This window comes from Streptomyces sp. NPDC055025, assembly GCF_053608565.1.
This window is the reverse complement of the sequence record NZ_JBSGVS010000121.1, coordinates 1-12,469: the sequence shown is the minus strand read 5'-3', so window position 1 is coordinate 12,469 and position 12,469 is coordinate 1. Positions and strand designations below refer to the sequence as shown.

The 12,469-nt window shown below is 71.0% G+C and carries 9 protein-coding genes; all 9 read left to right on the top strand.

Annotated features, from left to right (window positions below; all coding sequences use genetic code 11):
- The first annotated feature begins 529 nt into the window (after positions 1 to 529).
- The 9 genes from ACWGDX_RS38490 to ACWGDX_RS38450 all read left to right on the top strand — a co-directional run bounded on the left by ACWGDX_RS38490 (position 530) and on the right by ACWGDX_RS38450 (position 12,404).
- Complete coding sequence (locus ACWGDX_RS38490) at positions 530 to 4,225, top strand: ThuA domain-containing protein (RefSeq protein WP_453633362.1); 3,696 nt, start codon at positions 530 to 532, stop codon at positions 4,223 to 4,225.
- Positions 4,226 to 4,335: 110 nt separating this feature from the next.
- Positions 4,336 to 5,466: an inositol-3-phosphate synthase gene (locus ACWGDX_RS38485; protein WP_363085578.1), complete on the top strand. Its 1,131-nt coding sequence runs from the start codon at positions 4,336 to 4,338 to the stop codon at positions 5,464 to 5,466.
- Positions 5,463 to 6,425, top strand: a complete 963-nt coding sequence (locus ACWGDX_RS38480) for an SCO3242 family prenyltransferase (protein ID WP_453633360.1) — start codon at positions 5,463 to 5,465, stop codon at positions 6,423 to 6,425. Before ACWGDX_RS38485 ends, ACWGDX_RS38480 begins: the two co-directional genes overlap by 4 nt.
- Positions 6,422 to 7,267 carry a sugar phosphate isomerase/epimerase family protein gene (locus ACWGDX_RS38475; protein ID WP_453633358.1) on the top strand — a complete coding sequence of 282 codons (846 nt, stop codon included), beginning with the start codon at positions 6,422 to 6,424 and terminating at the stop codon, positions 7,265 to 7,267. The genes ACWGDX_RS38480 and ACWGDX_RS38475 overlap by 4 nt, the downstream gene beginning before the upstream one ends.
- Positions 7,264 to 7,908, top strand: a complete 645-nt coding sequence (locus ACWGDX_RS38470; RefSeq protein ID WP_453633356.1) for an EboA domain-containing protein — start codon at positions 7,264 to 7,266, stop codon at positions 7,906 to 7,908. Before ACWGDX_RS38475 ends, ACWGDX_RS38470 begins: the two co-directional genes overlap by 4 nt.
- A complete protein-coding gene (locus ACWGDX_RS38465; protein WP_363085521.1) occupies positions 7,908 to 8,756 on the top strand; it encodes a TatD family hydrolase in 849 nt (282 codons plus the stop codon). The genes ACWGDX_RS38470 and ACWGDX_RS38465 overlap by 1 nt, the downstream gene beginning before the upstream one ends.
- 4 nt (positions 8,757 to 8,760) lie before the next feature.
- Positions 8,761 to 9,930, top strand: a complete 1,170-nt coding sequence (eboE, locus tag ACWGDX_RS38460; protein ID WP_453633354.1) for a metabolite traffic protein EboE — start codon at positions 8,761 to 8,763, stop codon at positions 9,928 to 9,930.
- Positions 9,927 to 11,321, top strand: a complete 1,395-nt coding sequence (locus ACWGDX_RS38455; protein ID WP_453633352.1) for an alkaline phosphatase family protein — start codon at positions 9,927 to 9,929, stop codon at positions 11,319 to 11,321. Before eboE ends, ACWGDX_RS38455 begins: the two co-directional genes overlap by 4 nt.
- Positions 11,322 to 11,348: 27 nt before the next feature.
- Positions 11,349 to 12,404 (top strand): sugar phosphate isomerase/epimerase family protein, encoded by a 1,056-nt coding sequence (locus ACWGDX_RS38450; protein WP_453633350.1) that lies wholly within the window; start codon positions 11,349 to 11,351, stop codon positions 12,402 to 12,404.
- Positions 12,405 to 12,469: the final 65 nt, after the last annotated feature.

The following is a 12,469-nucleotide window of genomic DNA, read 5'->3' as shown; positions in this document are numbered from 1 at the left end:
GGCCCACCCCGGCCCGCCCGGCGGGCGAACCGAAGAACGAGCCGCCCCCGCCCCCGGTCACCCCGGTCGCCCGGGTGCGGATTCGTTCCGGCCCCGCACGCCCACCGGCGAGTGAGCCGAAGGGGCGCGTCGGTGCCGAAAAGGAGAACGCGCGCAGGCCGTGAGGAACGAGCGGCCGAGCACGATCGACTGTCGGCGCCGACATGAAGCGCCCCGGAGGCGAACCGAGCCCCCAAAGAAGGAGGGGCCCGGTCACTTCGGCCTGCCCTCAAGTCTTTGTCCTGAGGGAGGAAAAAGTACAACATCTCCTCTGCGCAAGGTCTTTCGGTCCCGGACGAACACAGCTACGGTCCACTGAGATGTACAGGACATAGGTGGTCTCCGATGTGACGGCGCATGTCGGTGACACAGCCACCTCCCCCGGGGATCCGGTGCGGGACGAGCACCGCCCCCCAGAGGCGAGCGCGATCGCATGTGCGCGCTCCATTGGCAACCCGCACGTACGAACAGCCCATTGTGGAGGACTTTCGTGCACAGAAAACGCCCCAGAGCCAGAACCCTCCTCGCACTCCTGACGGGCGCCCTGCTCGCAGGTTCGAGCATCAGCGCCGTACCCGCCGCCGCGCACCCGGATCACCCGGTCGCGGAGGAAAGCTTTCAGCAGGTGACCCTCGCCAAGGGCGCCGACGAGGTGGGCGAGCCGATGTCGCTCGCCGTCCTGCCGGACCGGCAGGTGCTGCACACCTCGCGCGACGGCACACTGAGGATCACCGACGCCGGCGGAGACACCACCATCGCCGGCACACTGGATGTCTACAACCATGACGAGGAAGGCCTCCAGGGCGTCGGGGTCGACCCCGACTTCGCCGAGAACCGCGCGATCTATCTCTTCTACGCGCCCAAGCTCAACACCCCCGCCGGTGACGCGCCCGAGAACGGCACGGCCGCCGACTTCGCCCCCTTCGACGGGTACAACCGCCTCTCGCGCTTCACGCTGAACGAGGACGGCACCCTCAACAAGGCGAGCGAGAAGAAGGTCCTCGACGTCGCCACCTCCCGCGGCACCTGCTGCCACGTCGGCGGCGACATCGCCTTCGACGCGGACGGCAATCTCTATCTGTCGACCGGTGACGACACCAACCCCTTCGCCTCCGACGGCTACACGCCGATCGACGAGCGCCCGGACCGCAACCCGGCGTTCGACGCGCAGCGCAGCTCGGGCAACACCAACGACCTGCGCGGCAAGGTTCTCCGTGTCAAGGTCGCCGAGGACGGCTCGTACACCATCCCGGAGGGCAATCTCTTCGCCCCCGGCACCGAGAAGACCCGGCCCGAGATCTACGCGATGGGGTTCCGCAACCCCTTCCGTATCTCCGTGGACCAGAAGACCGGCATCGTCTACGTGGGTGACTACGGCCCCGACGCCGGCGCCGCGTCCGCGACCCGCGGCCCCGCCGGACAGGTGGAGTTCGCCCGGGTCACCGAGGCGGGCAACTTCGGCTGGCCGTACTGCACGGGCGACAACGACGCGTACGTCGACTACAACTTCGCGACGCAGGCCTCCGGTGCCGCCTTCGACTGCGCGGCGCCGAAGAACACCTCGCCGCACAACACCGGACTGACGGACCTTCCGCCGGCCCAGGCCGCGTGGATCCCGTACGACGGCGGCAGCGTGCCCGAGCTCGGCTCCGGCTCCGAGTCCCCGACGGGCGGTCCCGTCTACCGGTACGACGCCGATCTGGACTCCCCGGTGAAGTTCCCCGAGTCCTACGACGGAGACTTCTTCGCGGGTGAGTTCGGCCGCCAGTGGATCAAGCGGATCGAGCAGGGCGAGGACGGCACCGTCCAGTCGATCAACCCCTTCCCGTGGACCGGTACCCAGGTCATGGACATGGAGTTCGGCCCCGACGGCGCGCTCTACGTCCTCGACTACGGGCTCTCCTGGTTCGGCGGTGACGAGCACTCGGCCGTCTACCGGATCGAGAACGCCACCGGCGGGCTGTCGCCCATCGCCGAGGCCGCCGTCGACAAGACGTCCGGCAAGTCCCCGCTGACGGCGGTCTTCTCCTCCGCCGGCACCTCGGACCCCGACGGTGACGCCCTCACCTACGCGTGGGACTTCGGCGACGGAGGCACCTCCACCGAGGCCAACCCCACGTACACGTACAAGAAGAACGGCACCTACAGCGCACGGCTCACCGTCACCGACCCGACGGAGCGCACCGCGACCGCCTCCGTGCGGATCGTCGTCGGCAACACCGCGCCCGAGGTGGAGCTCGACCTGCCCGACGAGGGACACCTCTTCAACTTCGGTGACTCCATCCCGTTCAAGGTGAAGGTCAAGGACCGGGAGGACCGGGACAACGGTCCGATCGACTGCTCCAAGGTCGTCGTCCGCTACATCCTGGGCCATGACAGCCACGGCCACCCGATCACCTCGGTCAACGGCTGTGAGGGTGTCATCACCGCGCCCGCCGACACCGAGCACGACCCCAACGCCAATATCTTCGGTGTCATCGACGCCGAGTACACCGACGGCGGAGGCGGCGGCCAGGCCCCGATCACCAGCCACGACCAGTCGCAGCTCCAGCCGCGCCACCGGCAGGCCGAGCACTTCAGCGCCTCCTCCGGCATCAGGACCTACGACAAGGCACCGGCCAACGGCGGCAAGACCGTCGGTGACATCGACGACGGCGACTGGATCTCCTTCACGCCGTACAACCTGAAGGGGTCCAAGACCCTGACCGCGCGGATCTCCTCCGGCGGCGCCGGCGGGTTCCTCGAAGTACGCACGGGTTCCGCCACCGGTGAGCTGCTGGGCTCCTCGCCGGTCCCGATCACCGGCGGCTGGGAGACCTTCCAGGACATCGACGTACCGCTGCGCTCCGTACCGAAGAAGACCACCGAGCTGTTCCTGGTCTTCAAGGGCGGTGTCGGCGGGGGTGCCCTCTTCGACCTGGACGACTTCGAGATCTCCACGGCCGAGGCCGGCAGGACCGAGAAGCGCGTTCTGGTCTTCTCCAGGACCGCCGGGTTCCGTCATGACTCGATTCCCCAGGGTGTCGCCGCGCTGAAGGAGCTGGGCGCGACCACCGGGATCAAGGTCGACTCCACCGAGACGGGCGCGCAGTTCACCACCAACAACCTGGCCCGGTACGACGCGGTGGTCTTCCTCTCCACCACCGGTGATGTCCTCAACGCCGACCAGCAGAAGGCGTTCGAGAACTATGTCGCCACCGGCGGCGGCTACATGGGCGTCCACGCGGCGGCCGACACCGAGTACGACTGGGCCTTCTACGGCGGTCTGGTGGGGGCGTACTTCCAGTCCCACCCGCAGATCCAGTCGGCCACCGTACGCGTCGAGGACCACGACCACCCGTCGACCGCGCATCTCGACGACGAGTGGCAGCGCACCGACGAGTGGTACAACTACCGCACCAACCCGCGTGAGCAGGCACGGGTCCTCGCCACCCTGGACGAGACCACCTACCAGGGCGGCACGATGAAGGGTGATCACCCGATCGCCTGGTGCCAGACCTACGAGGGCGGCCGTGCCTTCTACACCGGTGGCGGCCACACCAAGGAGTCCTACGCGGACGCCGCCTTCCGCCAGCATCTCCTCGGCGGACTGCGGTACGCGGCCGGCCAGGTGAAGGCGGACTGCGAGCCGCAGACCGGCTACCGGGACCTCTTCAACGGAAAGACCTCGGAGGGCTGGAAGCAGGCCGGACCGGGCAAGTTCAACGTCGTGAACGGTGAACTGCGCTCCGAGGGCGGCATGGGTCTGCTCTGGTACCAGGCCAAGGAGCTGAAGTCCTACTCCCTGAAGCTGGACTGGAAGCTGGACGGGGACGACAACTCCGGTGTCTTCGTGGGCTTCCCGGCCTCCGACGACCCCTGGTCCGCGGTGGACAAGGGGTACGAGGTCCAGATCGACGCCACCGACACCCCGGACCGCACCACCGGCTCGGTCTACGGCTTCAAGTCGGCCGACGTCAAGGGCAGGGACCGGGTCCTGCGCCCGCCGGGGCAGTGGAACAGCTACGAGATCAGGGTCCAGGGTGAGCGTCTCCAGGTCTTCCTCAACGGAGCGAAGGTCAACGACTTCACCAACAAGGACCCGGAGCGCAGTCTCCAGGACGGCTACATCGGTCTGCAGAACCACGGCACTGACGACCAGGCGTCCTTCCGCAACATCCAGCTCAAGGAACTGCCGGCCTCCTAGGGACTCCTAGGAAGGGCGGCCCGTCAGCCGGCGGCGGGCGGGGAGGCGCCGTACCCCCCGCCCGCCGTCCACCAACCACCACCACACCATCGGCAGGGAGGCAGCCCGTGATGACGAGCGGTACGGAATCGACTGCAGTACGCACCGGAGTCTGGTTCGTCGGAGCGCGCGGCTCCGTCGCCACGACGGCTGTCGCGGGATGCGCGGCGGTCACGGCGGGGCTCCATCCCGCGACCGGCATGGTCACCGAGACCGCGCCCTTCGCGGGGACGGGCCTTCCCGCCCTCTCCTCGCTCGTGTTCGGCGGTCATGACACGGCGAGCTGCCCGCTGCCCAAGCGGGCGGAGGAGCTGACCGTCGCGGGGGTGCTGCCGCACGGTCTGCCCGCCGCGATCCACGCCGAACTGAGCGCCGCCGACCAGGAGATAAGGACCGGCGGCCCCCAGCCCGGGGACACCAGGAGCGACGAGGAACTCATCGCCGCCTTCGCCGACGACATCGCGGGCTTCGCCCGGCGTACGGGTGTCGCGCGGACGGTCGTCGTCAATGTCTCCTCCACCGAACCCACTCCGGCGCCGGGCGATCCGCGGCTGCCCGCCAGCTCGCTGTACGCGGCGGCGGCGGTCCGGGCCGGCTGCTCGTACGTCAACTTCACACCGTCCACCGGGCTGCGCACCGAGGCCCTGACAGCGGCCGCCGAGGCCGGCGGACTTCCCCACGCCGGCCGCGACGGCAAGACAGGCCAGACGCTGCTCCGTTCCGTGCTCGCCCCGATGTTCGTGCAGCGCGCCCTGACCGTACGGGCCTGGTCGGGCACGAACCTGCTGGGCGGCGGGGACGGAGCGGCGCTGGCCGACCCGGGCGCGGCCGCGGCCAAGAACGCGGGCAAGGAGCGCGTACTCGCCGACACCCTGGGCACGGCGCCCGAGGGCGAGGTGCATATCGACGACGTGCCGGCGCTCGGCGACTGGAAGACGGCCTGGGACCATATCGCCTTCGACGGCTTCCTCGGCTCGCGGATGATCCTCCAGACGATCTGGCAGGGGTGCGACTCCGCGCTCGCGGCGCCCCTGGTGCTCGATCTGGCGCGGCTGGTGTCGCGCGCGCACGAGGCGGGGCTGAGCGGTCCCCTGCCCGAGCTGGGCTTCTACTTCAAGGATCCGGACGGCGGACCGGCGGCGCTCGCCGAGCAGTTCGAGGCGCTGCTGGGGTTCGCCGACCGGCTGCGGGAGAGCCGGTGAGCCTGCGCGCCTGGGCGGAACTGCTGCGGGTGTCGGCCCTGTTCACGGTCCCGGGCGACGCCCTGGCCGGCGCGGCGGCCCTCGGCGTACGCCCCAACCGGGGCACGGCGCTGGCCGTGGGCGCGTCGCTCTGTCTCTACGAGGCGGGCATGGCGCTCAACGACTGGGCGGACCGCGACGAGGACGCCGTGGACCGCCCGCACCGCCCCATCCCGTCGGGCCGGATCACCCCGGCGGCGGCCCTGACGGCCGCCGCCGCCCTGACCGCCACCGGACTGACCCTCGCCGCCCGCGCGGGCCGCCCCTCCCTCGCGATCGGCACCGCCCTGGCCGCCGCGGTCTGGTCGTACGACCTCCATCTCAAACACACCCCGGCCGGCCCACTGGCCATGGGCGCGGCGAGATCCCTGGATCTGCTCCTGGGCGCGACGGCGACGGCGTCCCGGACCCGCGCCCCGCGCGCCACGCCCGCGCGCCCGACGCCGACGCCGACGCCGACACCGGCCCATGGTCGCGGACGGCCGGCCGGCGCGGGCGCCGTCCGCAAGGCGCTGCCCGCCGCGGCCGTGCTCGGGGCGCACACCGTCGGGGTCACCGTCGTGTCGCGCCAGGAGGCACAGGGCGGCTCCGCCCTCGCACCGCTCGCCGCGCTCGTGGGGACCGCCGGGCTCGGGGTCCTGACCGGGCGGTGGCGCAAGGGCACCCCCGCCTCCGCCGGTTCCCTCGCCGCCGGGGGGCTCGCCGCCGTCTACGTCGGAACCGCGGGCCGTCCGCTGGCGCACGCCGCGCTCAATCCCTCCCCGCCGCTCACCCAGCGCGCCGTCGGGGGCGGGATCCGCGCGATGATCCCGCTCCAGGCGGCGCTCGCCGCGCGCGGCGGGGCCGCCGGGACCGCGCTCGGAATCATGGGGCTCGTACCACTGGCACGGACGTTCGCACGGAAAGTGAGCCTCACATGAGTCTGCGTTTCGGATACGGCACCAACGGGCTCACCGATCTCCGGCTCGACGACGCGCTCGGGCTCCTCGCCGATCTCGGCTACGACGGGGTGGGACTCACCCTCGACCATATGCATCTCGACCCCATGGCCCCCGATCTCGCCGCCCGCACCCAGCGGGTCGCCCGCCGGCTGGGGGAGCTGGGGCTCGGGGTGACCGTCGAGACCGGCGGGCGCTATGTGCTCGATCCGCGCCGCAAGCACGGTCCCACCCTGCTCGACCCGGACCCCGAGGGCCGCGCCGCCCGGACGGGACTGCTGCTGACGGCCGTTCAGGTCGCCGCCGACCTCGGCGCGCACGCCGTGCACTGCTTCAGCGGGGTCACCCCGCCGGGCACCGACACCGACACCGCGTGGAAACGGCTCGAAGAGGCGCTGACCCCCGTCGTCAACGCCGCCGAGCACGCCGACATCCCCCTCGCCGTCGAGCCCGAGCCCGGCCATCTCGTCCCGGACATCGCCGGTTTCCACCAGCTCAGACACCGGCTCGGCGACCCCGACCCGCTCGGTCTCACCCTCGACATAGGCCACTGCCAGTGTCTGGAGCCCGCCTCGCCCGTCGACTGCGTCCGCGAGGCCGCGCCCTGGCTGCGCCATGTGCAGATCGAGGACATGCGGCGCGGCGTCCATGAGCATCTGCCCTTCGGGGACGGCGAGATCGACTTCCCGCCGGTGCTCGCCGCGCTGGCCGCCACCGGTTACGAGGGCCTGACCGTCGTCGAACTGCCCCGCCACTCCCACGCGGGTCCCGAACTCGCCCGTACCTCCCTGGACTTCCTCCGTACGAAGGGAGCAGCAGCATGACCTCGGACCCGCCCCCCACCCGCGAGGAGCCGGCACTCCAGCTCGCACTCCAGCTCGACGGAGCCGCCGGAGCCTGGCTCGACGCGGCCCTCGCCGAAGCGGCGGAGGCCGCCGCGGACCCCGGACGCACCGAGGAGAGCGACAACGTTGCCGCCGCCCCCTGGGAGCTGCGCTTCGCCGCCGCCGGACGCCACTGCGGCCAGGAACACGCCGACTCCGTACGCGTCCTGCTCCTCCAGGAGGCCCGCGCCGGCCTCGCCACCCTCACCCGGCTCTACCACCAGGGCACCGCCGCCGAACGCCGCGCCGTGCTGCTCGTCCTGCCCCACCGCGTCACGGGACCCGGCGCGCTGCCGCTGATCGAGGACGCCCTGCGGACCAACGACACCCGGCTGGTCGCCGCCGCCGTCGGTCCGTACGCCGCCGCCCACCTCGACCCCCACGCGTGGCGGCACGCCATCCTCAAGTGCCTCTTCACCGAAGTGCCCGTCGCCGCCGTCGACGGCCTGGCGAGACGCGCCCACGGAGACGCCGAACTGGCCCGTATGCTCGCCGACTTCGCGGCCGAGCGCACCGCGGCAGGCCGTCCCGTACCCGCCGACCTGCACCACGCGCTGTATCTGACCGGCGAGGAGTCCTGATGCGCATCTTCGACCCCCACATCCATATGACCTCCCGCACCACGGACGACTACCAGGCGATGTACGCCTCCGGCGTCCGCGCCCTGGTCGAGCCGTCCTTCTGGCTGGGCCAGCCCCGTACCTCTCCCGCGAGCTTCTTCGACTACTTCGACGCGCTCCTCGGCTGGGAGCCGTTCCGCGCCGCCCAGTACGGCATCGCCCACCACTGCACGCTCGCCCTCAACCCCAAAGAGGCGAACGACCCCCGCTGCGCGCCCGTGCTGGACGCCCTGCCCCGCTATCTCGCCAAGGACGGTGTCGTCGCCGTCGGCGAGATCGGCTACGACTCCATGACCCCGGCCGAGGACACCGCGCTCGCCGCGCAGCTCCAGCTCGCCGCCGACCACGGGCTGCCCGCGCTGGTCCACACCCCGCACCGCGACAAGCTGTCGGGCCTGCGCCGCACCATCGACGTCGTACGGGAATCCGCCCTCGACCCGGAGTGGGTCCTGCTCGACCATCTCAACGAGACGACGGTCAAGGACGCGGCGGAGAGCGGGAGCTGGCTGGGCTTCTCCATCTACCCCGACACCAAGATGGACGAGGACCGTATGGTCACCGTCCTCAAGGCCCACGGCACCGAGAAGGTGCTCGTCAACTCGGCCGCGGACTGGGGCAAGAGCGACCCGCTCAAGACCCGCAAGGTCGCGGACGCGATGCTCGCCGCCGGTTTCGGCGAGGACGACGTCGACCAGGTCCTGTGGCGCAACCCCGTCGCCTTCTACGGGCTCAGCGGGAGACTCCAGCTCGACGTCCCCGCACCGGAGGCCCTCCACGAGGGCAACTCCATCCTCCGCGGCGGGGAGTGACCCCATGCGCTTCCGCCACCCCGACGGCTCCACCGTCCATCTCTCGTACTGCACCAATGTCCACCCCGCCGAGAACCTCGAAGGCGTACTCGCCCAGCTGCGCGACCACTGCGAGCCGGTACGCAAACGGCTCGGCCGCGACCGTCTCGGTATCGGCCTCTGGCTCGCCAAGGGCGCGGCCCAGGCCCTGATCAACGACCCCGCCGCGCTGCGCGGACTCCGCGCCGAGCTGGACCGGCGCGGCCTCGAAGTCGTCACGCTCAACGGTTTCCCCTACGAGGGATTCGGCGCCGAAGAGGTCAAGTACCGCGTCTACAAGCCGGACTGGGCCGATCCGGAGCGGCTCGCCCACACCAGCGATCTGGCCAGGCTGCTGGCCTCGCTGCTGCCGGACGATGTCACCGAGGGCTCCGTCTCCACCCTCCCGCTCGCCTGGCGCACCGACTTCGACGCCCCGGCGGCCCGCGCCGCCCGCACCGCGCTGACCACGCTCGCCGGACGGCTCGACGCGCTGGAGGACCTGACGGGCAAGTCCATCAGGATCGCCCTGGAACCGGAGCCCGGCTGCACCGTCGAGACCACCACCGACGCGATCGGCCCGCTCACGGAGATCGGCAGCGGCAGGATCGGCATCTGCATCGACACCTGCCATCTCGCCACCTCCTTCGAGGACCCGGCCACCGCCCTGGGCGCGCTGGAGGCCGCGGGCGTCGTCATCCCCAAGGCGCAGCTCTCCGCGGCCCTGCACGCCGAGCACCCGCATCTGCCGGAGGTACGGGAGGCACTCGGCGCGTTCGCCGAGCCCCGCTTCCTCCACCAGACCCGTACCCGCACCGCCGCCGGGCTGCGCGGCACCGACGATCTGGACGAGGCACTCGGCGGCGAGACGCTGCCCGACGGAGCCCCCTGGCGCGCGCACTTCCATGTGCCGCTGCACGCGCCGCCCGCCCCGCCACTCACCTCCACGCTTCCGGTGCTCCAGGACACCCTCACCCGGCTGATCGGCGGCGCCGTGCCGAGGACCCGCCATCTGGAGGTCGAGACCTATACCTGGCAGGCGCTCCCGGCCGAGCTGCGTCCCCGCTCGCGCGGACAGCTCGCCGAGGGGATCGCCGCCGAACTCACCCTGGCCCGCGACCTGCTGGTCGACCTCGGCCTGAAGGAGCTGCCATGACCGAGACCCCGGCCGCGTCGCCGACCCCCCTTCTGGTCCTGGATGTCGTCGGGCTCACGCCCCAACTGCTCGCGCACATGCCGAACCTGCGCAAGCTGGCCGGTTCCGGCTCCCAGGCCCCGCTGAGTACGGTGCTGCCCGCCGTCACGTGCAGCGCGCAGTCCACCTTCCTCACCGGAACCCTTCCCGCCGAGCACGGCATCGTCGGCAACGGCTGGTACTTCCGCGACCTGGGCGACGTACTGCTCTGGCGCCAGCACAACGGCCTGGTCTCCGGCGACAAGCTCTGGGACGCCGCCCGCCGGGTCCACCCCGGCTACACGGTCGCCAACATCTGCTGGTGGTACGCGATGGGCGCGGACACCGACTACACCGTCACCCCGCGCCCCGTCTACTACGCCGACGGCCGCAAGGAACCCGACTGCTACACCCGTCCGCCGGCGCTGCACGACGAACTCACCGAGAAGCTCGGCACGTTCCCGCTCTTCCACTTCTGGGGACCGGGCGCCGACATCGTCTCCTCCCAGTGGATCATCGACGCCACCCGCCACATCATCCGCACCCGCACCCCCGATCTGGCGCTCTGCTATCTGCCGCATCTCGACTACGACCTCCAGCGTTACGGTCCTGACGACCCCCGCTCCCACCGCGCGGCGGCCGAGCTGGACGCCGCCATGGCCCCGCTCCTCGACGACGCCAGGGACGAGGGCCGTACCGTCGTCGCGCTCTCCGAGTACGGCATCACCCGGGTCTCCCGGGCCGTCGACATCAACCGGGCACTGCGCAGGGCCGGGCTGCTGGAGGTCCACACCCAGGACGGCATGGAGTATCTCGACCCGATGGCCTCCCGGGCCTTCGCCGTCTCGGACCACCAGCTCGCCCATGTCTATGTGCGCCGTCCCGAGGATCTCGACGCGACCCGTGAGGCGCTCCAGGACCTGCCCGGGATCGACCAGATCCTGGACGACGAGGGCAAGAAGGCGCACGGTCTCGACCACCCGCGCTCGGGCGAACTGGTCGCCATCGCCGAACCCGACGCGTGGTTCACGTACTACTACTGGCTGGACGACGACCGGGCGCCCGACTTCGCCCAGCTCGTCGAGATCCACCGCAAGCCGGGATACGACCCGGTCGAGCTGTTCATGGACCCGCTCGATCCGTACGTCAAGCTCAAGGCGGCCAAGGCGATCGCCCGCAAGAAGCTCGGTATGCGCTACCGGCTCGCGGTCGTGCCTCTCGATCCCTCACCGATCCGCGGCAGCCACGGGCGGCTTCCCGCGAGCGACGAGGAAGGTCCGCTCATCCTGTGCTCCACCCCCCGTGCCGTCGATGGCCGTGTCGCGGCCACCGATGTGAAGTCGCTCCTCCTCCACCTTGCCGGACTGCACTGACACCCCACTGACAGAAGGAGTTCCGCAATGAGCCGCAAGAAGTCAGCCGACCCCGAGCTCGCGCAGAAGCTCAGCAGACGCTCCATGCTCGGGGTCGCGGCCGGCGCCACCGCCGCCGCGGTCCTCGGCGCCGCGGCCACCCCGGCCGCCGCGCACGGCAAGGGACACGGACACGGTCATGGGCACGGACCCGGCAAGGGACAGCCCGTCCTGCCCACCGGCCGCCTCGGCGTCCAGCTCTACTCACTGCGCGACAAGGTCTCCACGATCGGTTTCGCCAAGGTCTTCGACGAGCTGGAGCGCTTCGGCTACGACGAGATCGAGTTCGCCGGCTACACCCAGGGCTCCGCCGGGGAGATCACCCTGCCCCAGCTCAAGCGGCTGGCCAGGGACCACGGGCTCAAGCCCATCGGCAGCCATGTCAACTACTACGACGACAACAACCCCGGCGCCTACAGCTTCGCCCAGAACCTCGAACAGGTCCTGGACGACGCCCAGGCCCTCGGTCTCGACCATGTGGGGACGGCCTCGGGACCGTTCCGCTACGGCTCCACCGTGGACGCCTGGAAGCGGGCCGCCGAGGACTTCAACACCTATGGCGCGGCGGCCAGGCGACGGGGGCTGAAGTTCTACCAGCACAACCACGCGGAGGAGTTCTCCTTCGCCACCGACCGGCCGAACGTCCGCCTCTACGACGTCCTGCTGGCCGAGACCGACCCCGATCTGGTCTTTCTGGAGATGGACATCTACTGGGCCTTCGCGGGCCAGTTCCGCTTCAGCAAGACCCCGGAGGGCAAGCCCGCCCCCTTCGACCCGCTGCGCTATGTGCTCAAGCAGCCCGACCGCTACCCGCTCTTCCATGTCAAGGACGGCATCGAGGACATCGCCGCCCGCGACGGGTACCGGATGGTGGACGTCGGCGACGGCGACATCGACTACCAGCGCTTCATATCGGCGGTGAACAAGACCCGCGGTGGCCGCCGTGACCACCACTGGCAGGTCGAGCACGACCAGCCGGTGGACTCGATCGCCTTCGCCCGCAAGTCCGCCGCGCATCTGCACTCGCTGCGCGAACGGCGGTAATCCGTACCCCCCGCGGGACGGGCAGGAGCGACGGCCCCCCGCGCGGCACACGCCCAGGACCGACC

Bases quoted from the DNA above. Each gene is read 5' to 3' on its own strand.
- eboE (WP_453633354.1), top strand. From the start codon at position 8,761: ATGCGCTTCCGCCACCCCGACGGCTCCACCGTCCATCTCTCGTACTGC.
- ACWGDX_RS38450 (WP_453633350.1), top strand. From the start codon at position 11,349: ATGAGCCGCAAGAAGTCAGCCGACCCCGAGCTCGCGCAGAAGCTCAGC.
- ACWGDX_RS38470 (WP_453633356.1), top strand. From the start codon at position 7,264: ATGACCTCGGACCCGCCCCCCACCCGCGAGGAGCCGGCACTCCAGCTC.
- ACWGDX_RS38455 (WP_453633352.1), top strand. From the start codon at position 9,927: ATGACCGAGACCCCGGCCGCGTCGCCGACCCCCCTTCTGGTCCTGGAT.
- ACWGDX_RS38485 (WP_363085578.1), top strand. From the start codon at position 4,336: ATGACGAGCGGTACGGAATCGACTGCAGTACGCACCGGAGTCTGGTTC.
- ACWGDX_RS38475 (WP_453633358.1), top strand. From the start codon at position 6,422: ATGAGTCTGCGTTTCGGATACGGCACCAACGGGCTCACCGATCTCCGG.
- ACWGDX_RS38465 (WP_363085521.1), top strand. From the start codon at position 7,908: ATGCGCATCTTCGACCCCCACATCCATATGACCTCCCGCACCACGGAC.